The 22,886-nt window shown below is 59.6% G+C and carries 18 protein-coding genes; 14 read left to right on the plus strand and 4 right to left on the minus strand.

Annotated elements, in window-relative coordinates:
• The first annotated feature begins 13 nt into the window (after positions 1 to 13).
• From QM590_RS08585 to QM590_RS08595, 3 genes are read left to right on the plus strand one after another with little or no spacing between them, the layout of a single operon-like run.
• A complete protein-coding gene (locus QM590_RS08585) occupies positions 14 to 1,129 on the plus strand; it encodes an acyltransferase family protein (RefSeq protein WP_269594560.1) in 1,116 nt (371 codons plus the stop codon).
• Positions 1,126 to 2,322 (plus strand): hypothetical protein, encoded by a 1,197-nt coding sequence (locus QM590_RS08590; protein ID WP_269594561.1) that lies wholly within the window; start codon positions 1,126 to 1,128, stop codon positions 2,320 to 2,322. Before QM590_RS08585 ends, QM590_RS08590 begins: the two co-directional genes overlap by 4 nt.
• Positions 2,319 to 3,407 carry an acyltransferase family protein gene (locus QM590_RS08595; protein WP_269594562.1) on the plus strand — a complete coding sequence of 363 codons (1,089 nt, stop codon included), beginning with the start codon at positions 2,319 to 2,321 and terminating at the stop codon, positions 3,405 to 3,407. Before QM590_RS08590 ends, QM590_RS08595 begins: the two co-directional genes overlap by 4 nt.
• On the opposite strand, the gene QM590_RS08600 is transcribed toward QM590_RS08595, so the two are convergent.
• On the minus strand, positions 3,298 to 4,380 hold the full coding sequence (locus tag QM590_RS08600) for a lipase family protein (RefSeq protein ID WP_269594563.1): 1,083 nt from the start codon (positions 4,378 to 4,380) through the stop codon (positions 3,298 to 3,300). The two genes, QM590_RS08595 and QM590_RS08600, sit on opposite strands and share 110 nt — an antisense overlap.
• A gap of 399 nt (positions 4,381 to 4,779) precedes the next feature.
• Here QM590_RS08600 and QM590_RS08605 point away from each other — a divergent pair, with 399 nt between their 5' ends.
• The gene (locus QM590_RS08605) at positions 4,780 to 5,766 is read left to right on the plus strand and encodes a cellulase family glycosylhydrolase (RefSeq protein ID WP_269594564.1); all 987 of its coding nucleotides are present in this window, start codon (positions 4,780 to 4,782) and stop codon (positions 5,764 to 5,766) included.
• An 18-nt stretch (positions 5,767 to 5,784) separates the two neighbouring features.
• On the opposite strand, the gene QM590_RS08610 is transcribed toward QM590_RS08605, so the two are convergent.
• Entirely contained in the window at positions 5,785 to 6,975 is a 1,191-nt protein-coding gene (locus QM590_RS08610; RefSeq protein ID WP_269594565.1) for a lipase family protein, read from the minus strand.
• Between the two features lie 159 nt (positions 6,976 to 7,134).
• Here QM590_RS08610 and QM590_RS08615 point away from each other — a divergent pair, with 159 nt between their 5' ends.
• Together QM590_RS08615 and QM590_RS08620 are read left to right on the plus strand one after the other, a co-directional pair.
• Positions 7,135 to 8,595 (plus strand): tyrosine-protein kinase domain-containing protein, encoded by a 1,461-nt coding sequence (locus QM590_RS08615; protein ID WP_269594582.1) that lies wholly within the window; start codon positions 7,135 to 7,137, stop codon positions 8,593 to 8,595.
• A gap of 19 nt (positions 8,596 to 8,614) precedes the next feature.
• Positions 8,615 to 10,654 carry an acyltransferase family protein gene (locus tag QM590_RS08620; protein ID WP_269594566.1) on the plus strand — a complete coding sequence of 680 codons (2,040 nt, stop codon included), beginning with the start codon at positions 8,615 to 8,617 and terminating at the stop codon, positions 10,652 to 10,654.
• Between the two features lie 14 nt (positions 10,655 to 10,668).
• Here QM590_RS08620 and QM590_RS08625 read toward each other — a convergent pair whose 3' ends face one another.
• Complete coding sequence (locus QM590_RS08625; RefSeq protein ID WP_269594567.1) at positions 10,669 to 11,127, minus strand: hypothetical protein; 459 nt, start codon at positions 11,125 to 11,127, stop codon at positions 10,669 to 10,671.
• A gap of 230 nt (positions 11,128 to 11,357) precedes the next feature.
• On the opposite strand from QM590_RS08625, the gene QM590_RS08630 reads away from it, so the two are divergent.
• The 8 genes from QM590_RS08630 (at position 11,358) to QM590_RS08665 (ending at position 21,717) form a co-directional block, all read left to right on the plus strand.
• A complete protein-coding gene (locus tag QM590_RS08630) occupies positions 11,358 to 12,554 on the plus strand; it encodes a glycosyltransferase (RefSeq protein ID WP_269594568.1) in 1,197 nt (398 codons plus the stop codon).
• Between the two features lie 239 nt (positions 12,555 to 12,793).
• Positions 12,794 to 14,113: a UDP-glucose dehydrogenase family protein gene (locus QM590_RS08635; protein WP_269594569.1), complete on the plus strand. Its 1,320-nt coding sequence runs from the start codon at positions 12,794 to 12,796 to the stop codon at positions 14,111 to 14,113.
• Between the two features lie 557 nt (positions 14,114 to 14,670).
• Entirely contained in the window at positions 14,671 to 16,122 is a 1,452-nt protein-coding gene (locus tag QM590_RS08640) for a sugar transferase (RefSeq protein ID WP_269594570.1), read from the plus strand.
• Between the two features lie 63 nt (positions 16,123 to 16,185).
• Positions 16,186 to 17,148 carry a glycosyltransferase gene (locus QM590_RS08645; RefSeq protein WP_269594571.1) on the plus strand — a complete coding sequence of 321 codons (963 nt, stop codon included), beginning with the start codon at positions 16,186 to 16,188 and terminating at the stop codon, positions 17,146 to 17,148.
• Positions 17,149 to 17,170: 22 nt separating this feature from the next.
• Positions 17,171 to 18,118, plus strand: coding sequence for a glycosyltransferase (locus QM590_RS08650; RefSeq protein WP_269594572.1), 948 nt, complete (start codon positions 17,171 to 17,173; stop codon positions 18,116 to 18,118).
• Positions 18,115 to 19,158, plus strand: coding sequence for a nitroreductase family protein (locus QM590_RS08655; RefSeq protein WP_269594573.1), 1,044 nt, complete (start codon positions 18,115 to 18,117; stop codon positions 19,156 to 19,158). The genes QM590_RS08650 and QM590_RS08655 overlap by 4 nt, the downstream gene beginning before the upstream one ends.
• Positions 19,159 to 19,222: 64 nt before the next feature.
• Positions 19,223 to 20,467, plus strand: a complete 1,245-nt coding sequence (locus QM590_RS08660; protein ID WP_269594574.1) for an MATE family efflux transporter — start codon at positions 19,223 to 19,225, stop codon at positions 20,465 to 20,467.
• Positions 20,464 to 21,717 (plus strand): polysaccharide pyruvyl transferase family protein, encoded by a 1,254-nt coding sequence (locus tag QM590_RS08665; protein WP_269594575.1) that lies wholly within the window; start codon positions 20,464 to 20,466, stop codon positions 21,715 to 21,717. Before QM590_RS08660 ends, QM590_RS08665 begins: the two co-directional genes overlap by 4 nt.
• A gap of 446 nt (positions 21,718 to 22,163) precedes the next feature.
• Here QM590_RS08665 and QM590_RS25845 read toward each other — a convergent pair whose 3' ends face one another.
• Positions 22,164 to 22,700 carry an acyltransferase gene (locus tag QM590_RS25845; protein WP_332112691.1) on the minus strand — a complete coding sequence of 179 codons (537 nt, stop codon included), beginning with the start codon at positions 22,698 to 22,700 and terminating at the stop codon, positions 22,164 to 22,166.
• Between the last annotated feature and the right edge of the window lie 186 nt (positions 22,701 to 22,886).

Below are 22,886 nucleotides of genomic sequence, written 5' to 3' on the forward strand. Positions count from 1 at the left end.
GGGCGGAATCGCTGTGGTCACGAAGGTACAACCGCCGACAGTCGGCACGGGTCGCGACAAGAGGATTCCCTCGCTCGACGGCATTCGCGGGTACGCGCTGCTCACCGTTCTGGTGGTGCACATCGTGCTCTTCCGCATCACGGCCGAGACCGCTGCATACATCTCCGTTCACCACATCGGCATGGTCGCTGTGTCGACCTTCCTTCAGCTGTCGGGCTTCCTGATCACACTTGTTCTCGTGCGAGAGAAGCAGCGCTCGGGGTCGATCTCGTTGAAGAACTTCTATATTCGACGGGCCGTTCGCCTGTGGCCGGCGCTGTGGGGCTTGGTTGCCACCACCGCCGTGCTGGGCGCACTGGGCTACGTCGACGTGGCACCGGTGAACTTGGCGTCCGCGCTGCTCTTCGTCACCAACTACCTGGATCAGGGCGCCGACGCCGTGCTGGGGCACACGTGGACGCTCTCGCTGGAAGAGCAGTTCTACCTGGTGTGGCCGCTGGTGATCCTGGCCATCGGGTACAAGAACTTGCCAAGGGCCCTCGCCGTGGCGATCCTCGCCGCACCGGTGGTCCGCGTCGTGAGCTACTTTGTGTTGCCGGGCTTGCGCGACACGATGATCTATCAGTTCCACGTTCGGTTCGATACGTTGGCGATGGGCTGCCTGCTCGCCCTCGTCTGGCACACCGATCGGGTGCAGAAATTGCTCACCAAGCCCTGGCCGATCGGAGCGGTAGCGGTTCTCGGTCTGGTCGTCTCGCTGTTCGGTGAGTTGCTCCTCGGCAAGAAGTTCATGCTGGTTGCCGGCTTCTCCATCCAGAACATCGCAATCGTCGCCATCATCGCTCTGACTGTCTTCCACCACGACACCCTCTTCGGCCGACTGTTCAACTTCACGCTGATCAAGTGGCTGGGAATCGCCAGTTACAGCATGTACCTGTGGCAGCAGATGTTTCTGCTGACGCCATGGGGCGTACTGCAGAACTGGCCGGTGGGGCTTGCTGCCACTCTGATCGTCGGCACACTGTCCTATCAGCTGTTGGAGAAGCCGTTCATGAATCTGCGTAATCGAAAACGAAAGCAGGCGGAGGGATCGGTGCCGTTGGCTGCCGATGTCGCGGTGGACAAGTGAAAACACGCGAGCTTTCGCCTCGCGTGACGACAGGCGTCTATGTCGGATGCGGAGTGGTCACAGGGATTGCCGTCTTCGCGAAGGCCGACTTGATCGGTTCGCTGTTGCCGCTGCCGGGTCCGATCCTGTTGGTGGTGCTGATCGCGGCGTGTTTGCTGCCGTTCTTCCATCGTTATTTTCTTCGATTCAGCCGATGGTTGGGGCCGCTGACGATTTTTGCAGTGCTGGTCATGGTCGCGGTGGTTCAGCCACGCCTGGCATCTCTGCGCGGGGAGGGGCGCGGTAGCGACCAGGGCGAGTGCCTAGCGGTGGGTGTGGACCGGATGTTCGCCGGGCAGTGGCCGTACGACTCGTCCCAGATGTCGACAGGAAATGCGATGAGTTGCGGCCCGGGCTGGTTGGTGGCCCATGCCCCCGTGGCGTTGATCGGGTACCCGCTGACGATGTCGTTGCTCATCGGCGTGTGCCTGCTGGTGATCGGCCGCATCGTGGGAATGCCGACGCTCAACCGATTCATGGTTCTGCTGGCGTTGACGCCTGGGTTCTGGTTGTCTCTGGCCAATGGCAACGACTTCCTGACGTTCGGCTTCGCGTTGGCTGCTCTGATCGCACTCACGTTGTCGGACAGCAAGTTTGCGGTGTGGATCCTGGTTCCTGCCACCATCGTGGTGTCTCAGTTCAGATTTCCGTTCCTCACTCTCGGCCTGCCGATCTTCTTCCGGCGCGGGTCCCGGGGAAGCTCGATGCTGCTGGCGGCCATCAGCGCTTCGATCAGTCTGATCTGGTGGTTCGGGTACATGATCTGGGATTCGCGGAGCTTCACCTACGACGGCCCGATGCACGTGTACTTCAAGTTGAACCGAATGGTCGGCGGCAACTTCGACATGGCGGTATTCGTCGGAATCTTCGTCGTCGCGTCCGTGGTCGTGGCCTACGTGGCCACCTCCTTCGGATTCCCGGGGAGCCTTCTGGTCTACTGCGGAATTTTCGTCGTGCCGCTGTCGGCGCTCAATATCGTCGAGGTGTGGCGAGCACATCCGAACCTGCTGGACACCATTCAGTTCTGGGAGGGCACCTCGTGGATGACGGCCATGGTGTGTCTGGCGGGGTTCCTCGTTGCGCTGTCCACCGGACCCGACTTACCTGAAAGTGCCCGCAATCCCTCGCAGTCGCGTGCCCCGGTGGCACCATGACCGCCGAGATCGAGCCACGAGCCTCGAAGCCGACTCGAGCGCTCTGGATGGACGTGCTGCGCGGTGCGGCGATCTTCGCGGTGATCGTTCACCATGCCGTCGAGGCACTCACCTGGTTCGATCAGCCCGCACCGCAGATCCTGTGGCAGTTCAACAACATCCTCTCGCCGTTCCGGATGCCGCTGCTCATCTTTCTGTCGGGCATGCTGCTCGGCAAGTCACTGCAGAAACCGCTGCGCCGGTTCGCAAGTGGCAAGCTCCGTCGGATCGCATGGCCGTATGTCGTGTGGTCGCTCATCACAGTCGGGATGGTCGGTCAACTGGCACCCGGACCACTGGTGCGGATCGCGGTGCAACCGGAGCTGTACACGTGGTACCTGTGGTGTCTGCTGGTGTTCTACGCGGTTGCCTTCATGCTGAAGAAGGCTCCCTTCTGGGCCCTGGCACTGAGCTGTGTAGTGGCGTTGGGGTTGGCGACGACGGGGTTCAACGTCCGACCGTTCTACCTGTGGCCGTTCTTCATCATCGGATACTGGGCTGCGCTCAATCCGGGTATCTGGCGGGCGATAGGGCGGAACAGGTATGCGTTGCCGCTCCTTGTCCTGATCACGATCGGCACGTCCGTGGCCAGCTTTCTCGGGATCGAGATCCGGTTCCACCCCGCCTATGCGGTACTGGTCTTGTGCGCGATCTGTATGGCGACGGCATCCGGTTTCACGGTCGGTGACGGCCCGGTTGCCCGAATGTTCGTGTACGTCGGATCGAACTCGTTGATCTTCTACTGCATCCACTACCCCGCGATCATCGTTGCTGTGCTGGTGGTGAACGCAGTGGACCTGCGCAGCGCCTGGGTCACGTTCCCGATCTATGTTCTTGCCGGCTCAGTCGCCGGATTCGCGGCCACGTGGATCGTTCATCGTTGGCCGAGGACGCGGGTGGCCTTCGAGCTCCCCCCTCACAGCTCCGCAAAAAAGGTCAGCACGAGTTGGTGGGAGCGGCTCCCGCGAATCTCTCGTCGAGGAAGTCGACGGAAGGCGTCGGGTCCACGGCATGCCCTTTCCCGGGCTGGAGGATCGACTCGATGACATCGCCTTGCGCGCAGGCCTCGGCGATCGACGTAGTTGTCCACTCCGGGAGGACTGTGTCGTCCTTGTCGCCGTAGATCACCAGCATCGGTGCTTGCGTCGGGGTCTTGGGCAATGCCCGTTGCGTCAACACGGCCCGCAGGGCTGCATCGGACTCAGGGGTCGACGGCGCGAAGTCCAGTGCGTAGATCTGTCGGCCGACGGCGTCTATGGCCTCGGGGTTCACATTCAGGCACGTGGTGAGCAGATCCTTCTTGGCCAGTGCCTCACCGTGGATGTAGTTGCCGAGTTCGATGGTCGGGTCCGATTCCGCCAGCGTCTCGAGCAGCATCGGCATGACGAGCTTCTGAGCGCCTGTCAGGGTGCCGGCAACTGCGGCGTCGACGAGTCCGGTGGCATCGGTGATCGGTGAGAGTGCAACGGCACCGACGAGGTCGAGTCCGGCACCGTAGGTCGAGCTCAATTCATTTGCTGCCCAGGCTGCTTGGCCGCCCTGCGAGGCACCGTATGCGGCCCACCGGGTGGAGGTGTTCGGTACCAGGTAACGGGCGGCGCGGGCGGCGTCGATCATGTTGTAACCGGCGGTCATCGGTTCGAGATAGGGATGAATGTCGCCGTCCTGCACCGTGCCGAGGCCCTGGTAGTCGGGCAGGACAGTGATGTACCCCTTGCTTGCCAGAACGGCAGCTGCGGCGACACCGCCCATCAGGGTCGGGTCGTTCGACGGACCGCACTGCGGTTTGATTCCTGTGGTTCCGTGTCCGTACACCACTACCGGCCAACCGCCCTGCGGTGGCGCGGAACTGGGTACGACCACAACGGCGGAGACAGTTTTTTCGGTCCCGTCGACACCTGAGGTGGATTTGTAGCGGACCAAGCGAAGCGCTGCACCCGCCAGTGGCTTGTAGTCGGTCTCGAAGACGTCCGAGGACACGATCGCACCGCGATCGTCGCCTGCCGGCGGCGTGGGCACCGCGCCATCCAGATTTACCTCAGGAGCGCTTCCACTCGAACATGCCGTTACCGACAGGGCCACCGCGAGGACCGTCGTCAACAGCCGTCGCTTGGCTCTGGGGGAACTCGAATTCAATTGCTGACTCCTCGTCGATCTATTTCGTCTGCGTCCAACGCTGCGGCGCGGAGTTGCGCATTGGGTGCACCGGAACTCCGTCACTATGTTAGAACTAAATCAGTTGGGCCCCTGTCTTCGGACCGGGGCCCATCGGCGTGTTCGGGGGGAAAAGACCGTAGGTCACCGAACAGTGAGTATCTGATCGCCATGCGCATCGAACGTTTCAAGTTTCAGCGAGGTTTACGATCGTCAGCACGCATAGCGGGCATTCTGGCCATTTCAGGCCTTCTATCCATCGGCATGATTCCCAGTGCGCAAGCGCAGAATCAAGCGCCCGGTCTCAAGCCGTTCGGCTTCTCGAACGGTTCGACGGTGTACACCATGTCCGACGCGGATCTGGGTCGCGAGATGGACGGTATCCGATCCGTTGGCGGATCGTGGATCCGGCTCGAGATCAGTTGGCAAAAGGTAGAACCGGTTCAGGGACAGAGAAATTGGGCTCCGATCGACAGGCTGGTCAATGCCGCGGCTGCCCGTGGGTTGGCGATTCTGGGACTGCCGACCTACGCGCCGGCCTGGGCGACGAACCCGCAGGCGAACGCGTACACGCTCGGATCGCCGCGGAATCCGGACGAGTTCGGCAATTTTGCTGCTGCTGCTGCAACCAGGTACGGCAATCGGATCTCCACTTGGGAGATCTGGAACGAGCCGAACTTGGCGTACTTCCACAATCCCTCACCGACCGGGAAGAGCTACTTACCGACTCTGAAGGCCGCCTACACTGCGATCAAAGCCGTGCAACCACAATCGACGGTGATTGCTGCCGGGTTGGCGAATTCCGCCGATTGGGCTTTCGGGTCGTCTCCGCTCGCGTTTGCGCGGGCCCTCTACAGCAACGGCGGCAAGCCGTTCTTCGACGGCCTTGCACTGCACCCGTACCCAGCGGGAGTCACGCCGCCGGCCGGGGTGTACTGGGCTCAGATCAGCCAGCTGTACGCCCTGATGAACTCCAAGGGTGACGGCGGAAAGAAGATCTGGATCACCGAGTTCGGCGTCCCGACTCAGACGAACGGCGCCACCGAAGCCAAGCAGTCCGAGATAGTGCTTGCGGCGCTGCGCGAAGCGGGCAAGCTCCCGTATGTCGCCGGGGTGTTCATCCACACGTTCCGTAATACCGGAACCAATGCCGGTGACGCCGAGTCGAACTTCGGTCTGCTCAAGCGCGACTTCACACCCAAGCAGGCGTTCAACGACATTCGGGCCGCGGCCGGAATGGCCGTGGGGTGACGACGGCGTATCGCCAGATCACTGAAGAATGCCCGGGCACTGCTCGCCGCGCGGCCGGTTGTCCACCCGCGCGGCGAGCCAGTCCAGGGCAGGCACCGGATTGACGGCGTGGCCGGCCATCGGTTGCTGCAACAGGTCGATCGACGCGCCCTGACTGCAGGCCCGCTCGGTCGCGCCCTCGACCCATCCGGGAAGTACGAGGCCGTCGTTGCCGCCGTAGATGACCAGCATGGGAGCGGGCGCGATCGCTTTCGGCAATCGGATCGCCTCGAGCCAGGAATTCAACCTGTCGGTCGCGGACTGGTCGGCGGGTTCGAAGTCGGTCGGTTTCGACTCGTTGAGCACGCGGTCCTTGTCTCTCTGGTTCGCGCCCGTGCAGCTTTGCAACGTCGGCAGGGAATCGAGCGGTGTGCCGTGTATGAAGCTCTGTGCTTCGACGTCCGGATACGCGGTGGTCATGCCGGCGACGATGAGGGGGTACACCGAGAGTTGCTCGGTGGTGAGGGTTCCGTTCTCGGCGGCAGATCCCAGAGCGGTGAGATCCGCGGCCGGCGACAGTGCAACGACGGCCGTGAGGTCGAGTCCGGCACCGTAGGTGACCGACTCCTCGTTGGCTGCCCACACGGCCTGGCCTCCTTGTGAGCCCCCGTAGGCGATCCACCGTCCCGATGCTCCGGGCACGAGATTTCGAGCGGCGCGGACGGAGTCGATGACGTTGTACGCGGCGGTTTTCGGTTCGAGGTAGGGATGGGTGTCGGGTTCACCGAGTCCCTGGTAGTCCGTAGCGATCACGACGTAACCGCGGTCGACGAATGCGGCTACCGTGGCGGCCAGACCGGACAGTCCTGGGTTGGACGATGGTGCGCAGTCCTGTGTGATGCCGGTGGTCCCGTGCGCCACTGCCGCGACCGGCCACCCGCCGAGCGGGGGCGCGCCGACGGGGACAGCGACAACGGCCGAGACAGTGTGGCTGTCGGCGTCGAGGCCTGATGACGATTCGTAGCGGATCCGTAGGAGAGACGTCGTGTTGTCGGCGAGCGGCAGGTAGTCGGTTGTCCATGGGGCGAAGTCCACGATGTCGCCGCGGGGGATCGGATCAGGGGCGTCGACCGATCCGTATTCCCTCTCCACTGCCCCGGACGAGCACGCGCCGCCGAGTACCGCCGTCATCAGTAGCGCGAGGAGGGGCGCAGTTTTCCGCAGTTTCATGGCGTGGAAATCTCCAGTTCGTTAACACGGCAATAAGTGAGGGAAAGTGAGGGGGACCGCGCCACAAATTGATGAGATGAGATTTAGATCTCGTCTGAATGGATGTCGTTCGGGAGTTCACGAAACGAAATTCGTTCATATACTACTGCGGTGGACATCATGGATTATCTGCGGGCAATGGTCAAAAGATGGTACGCCGTTGTCGCTGCACTGGCCATCGGGCTGGCCGGCGGCTATGCGGGGTTCATGATCGAAACTCCCACCTACGCTGCGACGTCGCAGTTGTTCGTTTCTACAGGCGATCAGGGCAACGTCGTCTCGGCCTACCAGGGCAACGCGTTGGCGCAGCAGCAGGCGTCGTCGTTCACCGCACTGATCGTCGGCCAGCAGGTGCTCAGTCGTACCGCGCTGCAGCTCGGCCTCGAGGTTGCGCCGGGCGAGCTGGCCGGGCAGGTGGGCGTCACACTTCCCACCGGCGGCGTGGCCGTGACCATCGCAGCCACCAGCGACACCAGTGAGGGCGCACGCGACTTGGCCGACGCCGTCGCCGAGAATGCGATCGCCTACATCGGCGAGCTGCAGTCGCCTCCCGGGGCACCGCCGTCCGTCGTGAAAGTTACTCAGACGGAGTTTGCCGCCCTGCCCGGGACCCCGATCGCACCGAATCTGATTCGCTACCTGGCGCTCGGTGGTGGTGCCGGGCTGGTGGTCGGCGTCGCGATCGCGATGCTGTGGTTCCGTCTGGACAACAAGGTGTCCTCGCCCAAGGATGCGGCCGGTGCTGTCGGTGCGCCATTGCTCGGCGAGATACCGCGTGACCGCAAGCTCGGCTCGACGGGGCTGGTCGACTTCGATTCCCGGTCGTCGGCCACGGCAGAGGCGTTCCGCAAGTTGCGCACTCGCGTGGGGTATCTGTCGTCCACGAATGCTGCCCTGGTGGTCACCGTCACCAGCGCCACTCCAGCCGAGGGGCGCACCACCGTGGCGTTGAACCTCGCGAGGGCTATCGCGATCAGCGGGTCCAGGACGGTCTACGTCGAAGGAGATCTTCGAAATCCTGACGCTGCCGCTCTGCTCGGTATCGATGGCAACAGAGGACTCACACAGGTCCTTCAAGGAGCGATCGCGCTGGAAGATGCCGTGTCGGTCACCGACGAGGGCTTGACGGTATTGGTCGGTGGCCCGGCCCCTCTCAACCCGAGCGAGTTGCTCGGATCGGTCGACATGGCAGCGGTGATCGCCGATCTGCGCTCGCGATTCGATTACGTCGTCATCGATTCCCCGGCTGCTCTGGCCGTCACCGATGCGGCTGTGATCTCCGCGCACGGTGACGTCACCGTCGTGGTGGTCGGATTGAACAGGGTCTCGGTGGCAGATCTGGAGTCGCTGACGAACAGCATTCCGGACCCGGCCGGCGTGATCGCAGATTTCGGCAAGGTCGAGGCCGTGGTTCGAGCGACCGACGTGCCCAGTGCCCCAACCGAAACCAAGACGCGAAGCAAGAGAAGCAAGACCGACCGCTACGGCGGCGCTTCGGAGCCGATGGTCAAGTTCGAGGCCGATACCGTTGTGGACGATTCGAGGTCCGGTTCTGCCGACTCTCGCGCGTCCAAGCACTGATTGACGCGGAGACTCGACGTTGACCGAGCATGTCGTCTCCGCCGCTGCACCGCATCCGGCGGCGAAGGCCAAGGCACCTTTTCGGCGTGACATCGAAGGGCTCCGCGCTTTCGCACTGATTCTGGTGGTGACGTACCACGCAGGTGTGGGTCTGCTGCCCGGATCGTTCATCGGGGTCGACATCTTCTTCGTCATCTCGGGCTTCCTGATCACAGGTTTGCTGATGGCCGAGGCGAACAAAACCGGCACGGTCTCGCTTCGGACGTTCTATGCCCGACGGGTTCGTCGATTGCTACCGGCCGCATCGGTGGTCATCGTGGCGACGTTCATTGCATCGAAGGTGCTGCTGCCTCCGCTGCTGTTGACGCAGGTTGCCAAGGATGGTCTCGCGAGTGCGTTCAACGTGACCAACATGTGGCTCGCGTGGATCGGTACCGACTATCTCAGCGATACCACTCCGTCTGTCTTTCAACACTATTGGTCTCTGGCCATCGAAGAGCAGTTCTATCTGGTGTGGCCGGTGATCTTCCTGCTCAGCGTCAAGTGGGCGCGCAACAGGCGGCGCAACGTGGCGATCGTGCTGTCGCTTCTGGTGGCGGTGTCGTTTGTCCTGTGTGTGTGGCTCACGGGCATCTCCCGGGGCTGGGCCTTCTTCGCATTGCCCACCCGCGCATGGGAACTGGGCGTGGGCGGGCTGCTGGCTCTGGCGTGGCCGTGGGTCTCTCGTATCTCGACGCAGAGCAAGATCGTCGTCAGCTGGGCGGGTTTCGCGTTGTTCATCGTCGGCGGATTGACGATGAACAACTCGATGGCATTCCCCGGTTGGCTGGCACTGGTTCCGGTGATCGCGACCGCCGCGGTGATCGTCGGTGACGGCGAGGCGCGGGGTGCGGCGTTCCTTCTCGACCGCGGGCCGATGCGGTGGCTCGGACGAATCTCGTACTCGACGTATCTGTGGCATTGGCCGCTGATGATCATTCCGGCGATCGTCTGGGATCGTCCGCTGACCTTGCCGGAAGGACTGACGCTGGGCGTGTTGTCGGTCCTGTTGGGTTGGCTCGGCTACACGTTGGTCGAAGAGCCAATGCGTGCGCTGCCGATTCTGGTGAAGAGGAAGTCGCTCAATGCTGTTCTGGCACTGGCCCTCGTGGTGGTGACCGTGGTGGCCGGGTTGGGTGTCTCTCGCGTGCCGCAGTTGTACGGAGGGGGTGACGCGGCGGTGCCGACCGCTGCCGACGTCGCGAGCGGGACCCTGTTTCCGTCGAGTGTTCCGCGCAACGTGACGCCGACGTTGGAGGAGTCGCTCGACGACATTCCCGCGGTGTACGACGATGGTTGCGAGGCGGCGTATCTGGACGTGACCAGCAAAGGCTGCGTGTACGGGAACGTCGATTCCGACTCGGTTCTGGTGATGTTCGGCGATTCCCGTGCCTCCCAATGGTTTCCGGCACTCGAGGCCTACGCTGTAGAACGCGACATGCGGCTGGTGGCGATGACCAAGTCCGGTTGCACCCCGGCCGACGTGCCCATCGATGCGTATCAATTGAACCGGCCGTTCCCGGAGTGTGACCAGTTCCGTCGTAATGCTCTGGCAGAGATCGACAATTTGAATCCGGCGATGGTGGTCGTCAGTGGCTATGCGGCGGGCTACCGTGACCTGTACGCGGGCTCCGGTGAGTTCGAGGCCGACTATGTTGCGGGCTTCGGCAGAGTGGTCTCAGCGCTGGCTGGAACCACGAAGGTGGTCACTATCGGAGACACTCCGACGTGGACCCGGGCACCGGCGGTGTGCCTGTCCGCACATCTGGACGATACGGCCAGCTGCACACTCGATCGGCGGGACGCCGTGGATCCCGAACTCGATTCGGCCATGGAATCGGTGAGTACCGCATCGGGCAGTACCTTCATCGATGCGGCAGATCTGCTGTGTTCGGTCGATACGTGCTTCCCGCTCGCCGGAAACGAATTGCTCTACCGCGATGACCGCCACATCTCGGAAACTGCAGCGGTGACGCTGGCCCCGGCGGTGAGTGCCGCGTTGGACGACGTCCGCCCGTAGGAGAGGTCGACGCGTCAGACCGGGCCGAGAACCTGATCTCGGAGGACTGTGCCGTTCATAGCGCCTTCCGGTGACATCGTTGTCACGCAGACGTATTCGGTCTTCTCGCGTGTGTTGGCCAGGTTGGTGGAGTCGACGGTGCCGATCACCACCCAGTCGTACTCACCCGTGTAACCGCCGGTGCGGACGCTGTTTGTGATCTCCGGGTCCACTCCTTCGCGTTGAGCGCGCTGTTCTCCCCACGTTGCCGTCTGGGGGGCTACGAGCTTACCCAGAATCTGTTCCTGGCAGGCCAGAATTGCGTTCAGCTCGGTGTCTTCCACGGGGGTAACCGGCGCGACGTCCGTGGCCTCACTGGTGGCGGGATAGCGTACGAAGTCCGCCGCTCGTTCGGTGGAGGCGGATTCCTCGGCGCACGACGTCGTCAGCAGAGCGCAGGACAGCATCGTCAGAAGTACGGCCTGTTTTCGCATGTTCTCTGCTTACCGTACTTTCGGGTCGGGTCTTCTGATTGTGACGTCTAACATATTCGGCTCGAAGAATATCGTCAAAACCGTCATCGAAGCGACCGGTGACGCATACTTCTGACGGGCAGCAGTCTGTCTGTCAAGCGCGGCGTGGATGCCGTAAGTCGTTCCACATCGAAGTGGAACTCGAGGGTGATCTGTTTGCGTCGGGGCGATGCAGCCAGAGAGGTTTTCCGATGGACAGTAGTCATGTGCATCTCGCAGCCGGTTCGACTGTCGGCGACGGTGTTCTCGTTCACGAATGGATCGAGGAGTCCGGAGGTGCGGAGAAGGTTCTCGACGCATTCGCCGAGTTGTTTCCCGGTCTGCCCATAATCTGTTCGTGGGATGATTCGCCCGGCCGATATCCGAACAATCCGGTGCACGAGAGTGTGATTGCGCGCACTCCTCTGCGTCGGAACAAGCAACTGGCCATGGCTGCTCTGCCTCTGGTGTGGCGAATGACGGACACCTCGCAATACGACTGGATGTTGATCAGCTCGCACCTGTTTGCTCATCACGCGGGTAGTCGTGGTCGTACCGATCGTCGTAGGTTCGTCTACGTTCACACCCCTGCCCGTTACCTGTGGGCGGCCACTCTCGATCCACGTGGACAAAAAGCGCATGTGAAGGCTGCGGCACCGCTGTTCCGCCGGATGGACAAAGCGCGTGCACAGGCACCGGCGTCGTGGGCTGCGAACAGTAATTTCATTGCCGATCGGATGCGGACCACCTGGGGTCAGGACGCACATGTCATATATCCCCCCGTCGACGTGGAACGCATTCAAGCCGTCCCGAACTGGGCGTCGCACGTCACACATGACGAGAGCCTCACTCTCGCGCAACTTCCCGCGGACTTCATTCTCACCGCTGGGCGCTTGGTGGCCTACAAGCGTCAGGACGCGGCAATCGAGGCGGCCGCGCGCAACGGTCTTTCGGTCGTGGTCGCCGGAGCTGGGCCGGACGAGTCCCGGCTCCGTCAGCTGGCCGACTCGCTCGGCGTTCGAGCGGTTTTCCTGGGCCGGGTATCGGACGAGATGTTGTTCGCGCTCTATCGGCGCGCGCTCGTGTTCGCATTCCTAGGAGTCGAGGACTTCGGAATCATGCCGGTCGAGGCCATGGCAGCGGGCGGCAAGGTGCTGGCCAACCGGGTCGGGGGTGCCGCCGAGAGTGTTGTCGACGGCGTCACGGGTGCCACCTGCGATATCGATGATGCGTCCGATATCGATGCGGCCTTGCACCGGGCTGTGCAGGCGACCCGCGCGAGCTCGATCCTCCGGGCGCGTGACTTCGACAAGGACCGCTTCAAATCGAATCTCCTGTCCTGGATGGGGATGCAAGAAGTCGATGCCGGGGCCGAAGCCGAGCGACGTGTTCGGTCGATGGAGTGTTGACAGCACGGAGGGATGCGTGACTGGAATGATCCATGCCGAACACGGGACGTTCGCACACTTTATTCACGCGTGTGTCGAAGCCGTCGAAGTACCCGAGACCCCCCAATTTCCGGTTCCTCGCTGAGGCAGCCCCGCTCGCTCCCGCCCTGCCCCCGGACGACCATGTGGCTACGATCTTGCTGTCGCAACCATCGGTCGATACAGGTAGTCCAACGGCAAACCACGGGGGAATCGAAAGTATGAAGATCACAGTGTTCGGTACCGGCTATCTCGGTGCCACTCATGCCGCGTGCATGGCCGAGCTCGGACACGAGGTCCTCGGCGTGGACGTGGACCCGGCGAAGCTCGCGAAGCTCGAAGCCGGTGAGGTCCCGTTCTGGGAGCCCGGTCTGGAGGAGGTGCTGCAGCGCAACATCGCAGCCGGACGCCTGCGCTTCACCGCGTCGTACCAGGAAGCTGCGGACTTTGCGGAGGTGCACTTCCTCGGTGTCGGTACTCCCCAGAAAAAGGGTGAGTTCGCCGCCGACATGAAGTTCGTCGACTCGGTCATCGAAACTCTCGCGCCGTTGCTCACCGAGCCGGCTGTGATCTTCGGTAAGTCGACCGTTCCCGTCGGAACGGCGGAGCGGCTCGGCAAGATGGCTCGTGAACTCGCGCCGGCCGGCGACGGCGTCGAGGTCGCGTGGAATCCGGAGTTCCTGCGCGAAGGCTTCGCCGTCAAGGACACTCTGCACCCCGACCGTCTGGTGCTGGGCGTCGATCGTGCCCGACCGGGGCGCGCGGAGGATCTCGCCCGCGAGGTGTACGCGCAGCTGCTCGACGAGAAGATCCCGTTTCTGGTCACCGATCTGGCCACGGCCGAGTTGGTCAAGGCATCAGCCAACGCATTCTTGGCTACCAAGATCTCGTTCATCAACGCCATTGCAGAGGTGTGTGAAGCTGCGGGAGCCGACGTCACGGTGCTCGCCGACGCCATCGGCCACGACGAGCGCATCGGCCGCAAATTCCTCAATGCCGGCATCGGCTTCGGCGGAGGCTGCCTGCCCAAGGACATCCGAGCCTTCATGGCGCGGGCCGGTGAACTGGGCGCTGACCAGGCTCTGACGTTCCTGCGCGAGGTCGACAACATCAACATGCGCCGCCGCACTCGGATGGTCGAGCTGGCACGTGAGGCCTGCGGGTCTTTGCTCGGTGCTCGAGTTGCCGTGCTGGGCGCGGCTTTCAAGCCCGATTCGGACGACGTCCGTGATTCACCGGCCCTGAACGTCGCCGGCCAGATCCAGCTCCAGGGTGCAGCGGTCAACGTGTACGACCCCAAGGCGATGGAGAACTCCCGCGCACTGTTCCCCACCCTGACCTACAGCAGTTCAGCGCTCGAAGCCTGCGAGGGTGCTGACGTGGTGTTGGTGCTGACGGAGTGGAAAGAATTCAAGGCCCTCGCTCCGAAGGATCTGGAGGGTGCGGTACGCAACAAGACGCTGATCGACGGGCGCAACTGCCTGAACCCCGAGCAGTGGCGGGCGGCCGGGTGGAACTATCGCGGGCTGGGACGTCCCTGATCGCTATTGCCGCGATTTGATCGGCGGAGTCATTCATTGGAATGAATTGTTACCTATTGTCCGCTTCTTACGGGCGATAATGGTTGTTGATACCGGTTTCTGATTTGTACTCGGCGCTCGGCATGATTTAAGTTACTTATCACGTGTACCGGTCTGGCATTCGAGCCGTGCGTCGTGCCTCGTACACACATTTGCCGGATAACAACTGAGAGTCTTGTTAAATGTCACAAAGCGAGCCCAATTCAGTTGCTACGTAACATTTTTCAGCTATCTGGCGGCTTATGCCCCCTGCCTGACGTCTGGTGTCGCGCCGTCAGCTTCGGTGTGGTAAACACATTTAACGCTGTTATTGATTTGTGATCTGCGCCGCTCGTGTGGTGGTAGCTCTACCTCCGTGGGACTATTTAAATTCGATACCAGTCGACATTCGGATTGGTCTGGATCGGATTCATGTGCTGACCGATGGTGAGCACTCGAGTGCAGAGGAGGGGGAGCACGTGGCATCTGTCGGGGCTGCACAACGCTCTCTTTGGCGATCTCCGCGTCGATCGGGTGCCATGCCGACGCGCAAGCTCACCTCACGTCATGTGTGGGAGCAGCAGTACATCGCGCGCCTGCGGGTGACCGACGTACTGGCCGTGGCTCTGTCGGTTGCTCTGGCCCAGATCGTTCGGTTCGGGGATGTCGAGACCACTGGCTTGCTGTCGACAATGACGTACACGGGCGTCTCCGTCGCCCTGGCCGGTCTCTGGATTGCATTTCTTGCCATTTTTCGCACCAGATCCCCTCGTGTCATCGGCAACGGTGCCGAGGAGTACCGACGCATCGTCTCGGCAACGTTCCGCCTGTTCGGTGTCATCGCGATCGTGTCGCTGCTGTTCCGGATCGACTTTGCGCGGCTGTATCTGGCGATCGCATTGCCGGCCGGACTTGTCGCACTGCTGCTGAATCGATGGGTGTGGCGCAAAGTTGCCACTCGACTGCGCAGCAAGGGCGAGTACAAGACCTCCGTTTTGATCGTGGGCAGTCGCGCATCGGCGGTATCGATGGCGCAATCGTTCGAGAAGTCTCCGTCCTCGGGTTACGCGGTGGTCGGAATCTGCATGCCTGGTTACGAGGCTCCGCGGGACGGGCTCGTTCATGTGGAAGGCACCGACATCCCCGTACTGGGCGATGAGCACGACGTACTCGACGCGATCGAGGAGTGCGGCGCAGACACCGTTGCTGTGACGGCCACCGAGCACCTCGGCCACAAGGGCATCCGGAAGATGATCTGGGATCTGGAGAAGAAGCACGTGGACCTGGTGGTCGCGCCGGGTGTCGTCGACGTTGCCGGCCCCCGACTGGTGATGCGGCCCGTAGCTGGCTTTCCACTGATCCACGTCGAGAAACCGCAGTACAACGGTGCGAAGCGATTCAGCAAGACGGCGTTCGACCTGACCTTCGCGGCTGTGGTGCTGATGCTGATCTCCCCGATCCTGTTGGCAGTAGCTATCGCAGTGAAGACCACCAGCCGTGGCCCGGTGTTCTACAAGGCCGAGCGGATGGGCATCGACGGAAACCCGTTCTCGATGATCAAGTTCCGCAGCATGACTGTCGATGCGGACAAGCAGGTTGCGCATCTTCTCGATCAGAACGAGGGTGCCGGCGGGGTCCTGTTCAAGATGCGCGACGACCCGCGAGTGACACCCGTCGGCAAGGTGATGAGGCGTTTCAGCCTCGACGAGCTGCCGCAGTTCGTGAACGTTCTCAAGCGTGAGATGAGCGTGGTGGGGCCGAGGCCGCCGCTGCGCCGTGAGGTCGAGACCTACAACGGTGAGGTTCGTCGGCGACTGCTGGTCAAGCCGGGAGTGACGGGCTTGTGGCAGGTCAGCGGACGATCCGATCTGTCGTGGGAAGAGACTGTGCGGCTGGACCTTTCGTACGTCGAGAACTGGTCGATGGTGGGTGACCTGCTGATCATTGCCAAGACCATAAAGGCGGTGGTTGGTAGCAATGGTGCTTACTAGGACCGAAGCGGACCAGAGGTGGCCTGCAGAGCTTTGCGATTTCGACGAATTTGGAGGATTTGAGTGCCGAACTTAGTCCAGAAAAGAAGGGCATTAGTGTTGGCGGCCTCGACGGGCGGGCACCTCGCGCAGCTCGTCAAGTTGGCCCCCAGCCTTGGAGCATCAGAGGATTCACTCTGGATCACCTTCGATACCGAGCAGAGCCGATCTCTGCTGGCGGGCCGAAAAGTCCTGTATGTGCCCTACATCTCGCCAAGGGACTACCGGAATATCGTCAAATCCTTCTTGGCGATTAGAAAGGCACTTGCCGCAGATGGTGTCCCTTACGCGGAGGCGATCAGTACAGGATCTGGCTTGGCGCTCGCGGCGCTTCCCGCCGCGCGTGCAAGCGGCATAGCGACACGGTACATAGAGAGCGTTTCTAGGACCGAGGGGCCGTCGATCAGTGGCCGTGTACTGGCAGCACTAAGGTTCACGGCTCTGCAAACCCAGCACAGGCGATGGGCTAATCACCGTTGGTCATACGCGGGAACGGTGATGGATTCCTATCGTGGTCAGCCAACCACAGCTGTGACCAGACAACCGCGACTCTTTGTCACGCTCGGAACAATCAAGCCGTACAGATTCGACGCAATGATCGACGCGATACTGGACACAGGACTATGCGGACCAACAACAGTATGGCAACTGGGATGCACGACAAGGACTGACCTACCGGGTCAGACGCACAAGGTCCTTTCGGATGAAGACTTCACCAGACATATTGTTGACGCAGATGCCGTGATAACACATAGTGGAGTCGGCTCAATACTCAAAATACTTGACTTGGGAAAGTATCCGATAGTGGTTCCACGGCGAAGTGGCCGGAATGAACATGTAGACGATCACCAAGAACAGATAGCCAAATTGGTCAGCGATTCCGGAATTGGGCTTTCGCTAGAGATCGGGGAGATAAATCCGGAATCAATAATTTCAGCGACCGCCGTATCAATCACTAGGGTAGACGATGTTTCTAAGCTGGGTTAGATACCACGGGCGAAGTGCCGAATTGGCTGAAGAATTGGGTCTGAAAACAGAATTTATCAAGCCGGACGGCAAAACCCTTATTGAGCGGTACGTCCGTTCCATATTTCAAACTCGCCGATGCCTCCGCTCTGGCAGTTCGGCAAGCGTCTTTCTGATGCTGCCACCGGCACCTGCGCTTTTGACGGTGATGGCCTTCAAGCGCCGCAATACTCGCGTTGTTGCGGATCTCCACACCGGGTATTTTCTTGACCCGAAATGGAGATGGTTCTCCAAAATAGGTCTGTGGACCCTCAGGAACGAGGCCGTCGTTGTCACCAACGCTGAGTTAGCAAAGATCACACTGAACAGTGGTGTGCGTACATTCGTTCTTCACGACATTCTTTCGGACAGGAGTAAAATTGGGCCCACAAGCAACGAGGGATATGTGCTGTGTCCATTGAGTTACGCCAACGATGAACCAGTCAATGAGATTGTCGCGGCGGCTGGGCTTTGTCCTCAAATTCGTTTCGTCCTCACAGGCAGGGTGCCAGAAAACATCAGACGTGTAGCGACACCGAATGTGAGATTTACCGGCTACGTCACTAATCAAGTTTACGAAGACCTTGTACTTGACGCGCAGTTGATCTGCGCACTGACTAAGCGGGATTTTACGATGCAGCGGGCTGGATACGAAGCGCTAATGGCGGGAAAGCCACAAGTTACTAGCAATTTCTCCGTGCTTTCGCAATTTCTGTCCACCGCTGCTGCGTATGTTGACCCGAATGACCCGCAGTCAATCGCGAAAGGCGTTCAAAGTGTGGCCAAGAATAGTGAATACTACTCTGGGGAGGCAAAAGATGTGCTTGTCCGACGGATCGCAGAGCAGAGGCAATCGATAGATTCTTTGCGGGCGATAACGACGACGACGCAGAACCCTCAAGCCGAAGTGCGTTGGCGCAAAAATCTACGGCGAAATCGGAGTCCGCTTTGAAAACAATCACTGGCATCAAGAAGAAGATCCGACTGCGAGCAAAGAACATGGATTCCATTGTTCGGCTACGTAGCATCGGGTTGCTGGCTGATTCATACATTCACGATGCTGCTCGCTATGCACGGGCATCGGGAACGTTGGCGCACGCTTCGACTGGTTCGCTTGAAGCGAACATTGTCATGGACTACCACCGGGTGGAGAAGGGATTGACACTCCCACATCCCAGGCCGTGGTTCGGGCAGTTGACAATTGAGCGCCTGGTGCAGAACTGCGAAATCTACGTCAATCGGCCGGATCGCGATACCTCCGTCATGTCAGCGGCATTGGGTGCGCTGGAGTCGTACCGAGAGTACTTCGCGTCACTCTCCGAGTCGCCCCTGTGGTGGGCAGCCTTAACTGCCAAGATGACCGACCTACGAAGCGCCAACGGATCCGTTCTCGCCCTAACCGGAGGGACCGAGGCTGTCGGTATGCAATTCGATTCGGCTTCAGCGCATCATCAGAGATCGTTTGCGCAACTTGCAATGGAAAGAAGCAGCGTACGAAATTTCTCTGAACGCATGATTGACGATGTAGACCTGACGCGAGCAGTGGCAGTTGCACAAACGTCGCCCAGCGTCTGTAACCGTCAAGCAGCTCGGGTGCGCTCCGTGCCGAGAGGAGCCGCCGCGAATCGAATTCTCTCGCTGCAAAACGGAAATTCTGGATTTGGGCAAACCGCTTCGCGCATCCTCATCGTTACGTGTGACTTGAATGCATTCCTAACGGCAGGAGAGCGAAACCAGGCCTACATCGACGGTGGGCTCTTTGCGATGACATTGATATATGCACTTGAGGAAATTGGGATCGCGTCGTGTTGTTTAAATTGGAGTACCGTGAGTTCTCAAGATGGGAAATTACGCAGTGCTGCCCGAATCCACGATAGTGAGGTTGTAATCATGCTTGTGGCAATCGGCTACCCGAGTCCTCATGCCGTGGTTACGAAATCGCCGAAGTTGCCAGTTCGCCGAGTTCTCATCGAAGCCGAAGTAACCAACTAATGAGATCCCCTCAAGTATGGCCGTCAAACGGGGGCGTACAGGCCAACAGCGTGCACATTGCCCGGTGGTTGAGTACGCTGTGGTCAGCTTGAGCGCGTTCCGGCGAATAGGGTGGTCCGCAGGATCTCAGGTCGCGTCGAGTGGGTCGAATTTGGCCTTTTCGATAATCGTAGCCCGGTCAATAGATACATCGCTGTTGGGTGTTTTTTCATTACTTCTTGCGATATTCAATATCGGAATCGGCATCCAGCGGGGGTTCACTGCGGAACCGCTGATCTTCAGGGAAGCCACTGTGTCGAAGCTTCCATCCGGACCGCGCCAGAGTTCAGCTCTAAACGCATCAGCACTTTTAGCAATAGTTCTGTCGGCACTATTTATTCCGCTTGGACTGGCACTCATGGTGGACGTCAAGACAATGCTAATTTTTGCTGCGATGACGCCAGTAGCCCTTCTGCAGGATACCGTTAGGTTCGCGCTCAACGATTTAGGGCGCAGCAGGGCAGCTTTTGGAATAGAAGTAGCTTGGATTAGTGTCCAGATACCGTTGATGGTAGCCCTTGGATCGGGTGAATTGAACAGGCTTATTGCGTTTTGGGGAATTGGGGCGCTTTGTAGTTGCGCTATAGGTCTCGCTGTCCTTAAAGTTTCTCCATCAGTCACGTCAGGGCTGGCTTGGCTTAAGTCATCTCGTAAAATCGGGGTTGTGTATTGCACGGACTTCGCCGTAAGCAGTGGAATTAACCAGGTGTCGGTTCTGATACTCGTTTTGATGGCCGGGTATGGTGCAGCTGGTGAGCTAAGGGCTGCGCAAATACTGCTCACTCCGCTGATGGTTTTCACTTTAGGAGCCAGTTTTGCTCTTGGTCCCGAGTCCGCACGGCTAAGAAAGGCTGGAAATCTTCGAGCGCTAAGAAAGCTACCCTGGATTTATGCCTTGGGAGTCGGAATCTTTGGGTTGGTTTCAGTTGCCGCAATCGAGATTGCTCCCACTCCAGTGTTGGAATTCTTGATGGGTGAGTCTGCTGAATCTGGAGCATCGCTTGCTCCACTGGCTGCTGCAGCAATATGCTTGATGGGAATGAGCGTGGGTTCAGGTTTGGTGTTGCGTGCTATCGGAAGAGTTGGACAGTCAGTCGTGGCTAAGGCAGTTATAGCGCCTATCACCCTTATGTCGGTTGGTCTTGGCAGTTGGTTGGCCGGCGCAGCTGGTTCTCAGATTGGCCTAAGTGCGGGGAACTCCCTCAGGGTAGCCGCATCGGCAATTCTGGTCAGAGTAAATTTGAGCAAAATTTCGAAAGGTGAGTTATGAGAGGCAAAGGCGTGCGATCTGTCCTAGTGAATCTTGTACGGACTGCATTTAACTCCAGGGCTTTCGCGCTGGTGCTTCTTTTGATAGATGGACTCTGCGTCCGGGTTTACGTCTTATTCGCGAGTACCAAGGCGCGACAATATGAGCTTTTGTTGGTAGCGCCTCCGGGTGCAGGCAATATTGGCGACCAGGCGCTGGTTGAATCGGCGTTGGATAATTCCGTGGGCTCTGTGCTCCTCGTCGTTCGGAACTCATGTGACTTCGTGATACCGTCAGCCCACCTCGGTCGAGTCCGCGTTGCCGAATTTCGGCACCTGATTTACGGGCGTTCGCTTAAGAGATTTACCGACCTCTTCAGGTTTTTCAATTATGCTAAGCGTAGTGAAAGTACATGGCTTATTGGTGCGGATATAATGGACGGTGCCTATAATCCATTGGCATCCGTCTCTCGGTTTTCCTGTGTTATTTCGGCGGCGAAGTTAGGTTCTAAAGCCAGCGTCCTCGGGTTTAGTTGGAATTCGCACGGGACAGCCAGTGCCACCTATTGTGCTCGAATCGCAGCCGAGTCGGTAAGGCTGATCGCACGCGACTCATTCTCACGCCGAAGGCTTTTGGAAAGCGATGTGTCGCCCGTCTCGAACGGTGCTGATATCGTCTTTAGTCGCATGCAGCGAGTGCAAGAATCTCCGTATTCTGAGTGGGTGGCTATGGAGCGCGCAAAAGGCAAGAAGGTTGCTGTCGTGAATGCCAGCGCCCTTCTGGCTGGAAAATACGATCAACGAACCGAATATCAAAACTTTATATCCCAGATGGATCCGAAAGTATGGTCGATAATTTTTGTTCCACATGTGAGGCGTGCTGGAAATGATGATTTGCTCTGCCTGGCGGATCTAGCGGTCTCTACGGGGGGTTTGGAATGCAAGGTTATTGAGGAATTGCTCTCTCCGTCTGAGATATTTTCAATACTTATGGGTTCTACCTTCGTGCTGACCGGTCGGATGCATTTGGCTGTGTTGGCGATAAACGCAGGAGTGTATCCAGTGACGATGTCATCACAGGGCAAAGTTTCCGGTCTGTATGACATGCTGAGTTGTCCGGAGCTATGCATTGAACCCAGTGCAGGTTGTTCGGGGCAGATTGCGACTGTGTTCCAGGCCCTTAGCGCGAACGATTTTCCGAACGTTCCTCATTCGATCCGTGAGGAAATTGCCTCACTATCGAGAGCGAATTTTGTTCCCTTCAGTTCTTAACAGGACCTGGAAGGTATTGTCCAATATACTCATACTAATTATTTGTCTGATATCTACTGATCCGAGTTTGAAGGTGCTGGGTGATTCAATCTCATGAGCACCTGGCGCATTTTTTCCCATGCAAATGGCTGAGGACTGTTTCTCGTAGATATGATCGTTCGAAACGCTATCCGGCCAGCTCTTCTAGATTTCTTAATCACCAGTAGGATACTCATCCCTGCCATTTAGTCGCTGCAGTGCGACACTTAGCAAGACCGTCGCCGACGGTGCATGTTAGGCTCCCCGCGCCCACCGCCTTGAGGGGCAGGTATTCATAGTATTTATCTGGTGATGTGGGTATGGCCGGCAGTGTTGCGATGCCGATTTGCTGCCTGGGGCGGGGCACAAAGTATTGGTGTGCCCACAGTTTCATGTCCGACGGTTGACTGAATATTTTGATAGTCGCGTTATGCGCCCAGGTCGCGCTTGCGGACGGCTGGAACCCCTGTGTATAAGCCATTCGGTTCGCAGTCTTTCGTTACTACGGCACCTGGCGCAATGATGCACCCTTTGCCGATAGAGATGCCTGGATTGACTATTACGCCGGCACCCAGCCATGCGCCGTCGTGGATTGTGACTGGCCGAAACCGCGTAGGTTCTGCGGCCCTTTTTTCTGGAGTCCCTATGTCATGGGTTCCAGTCATGATCACGACGCGCGGTCCAAACGAGACGTTCTGCCCAATGGATATGCCCCCGCTGGGATGCAGCGAGCAGCCGGTGTTTAAGAAAGTGCCGTCACCGATGCGAAGTCCACTGACGTCGCCGGCTATGTTCACGCCGTGCATGATTCGTGCGCGGCCGATCTTCGCTCCAGTGGCTCTCAACAGGCTCGCACGCACTCTTGGGTGCAATAAGGCCGAAGCGGCGAGTTCGTTGGTGACCCAAGCGCGGAAGCTCATTAGTGTGCTGCTTTCTGGATTGTCATGTGCAGTATCCTGCCGCATTGAATGGTTTGCACGCACGGCGGCACGGCGAATCACACCGGCGAGTCCGATTGCTTAGGATTGTGTGGGGTCGATCAGCTTGCTTGCTGGCAGAGAATCCGAGTGTAATGGAGTAGTCCGCACTTCACCGGTGTCAATGGCCATGTCGATGTCCCCGCTGGTGGCCAGGTAAAAGTCCCCACCCCG

Origin of the sequence: Rhodococcus sp. IEGM 1372, assembly GCF_030056835.1 — a bacterium.
Classification (GTDB): Bacteria; Actinomycetota; Actinomycetes; order Mycobacteriales; family Mycobacteriaceae; genus Rhodococcoides.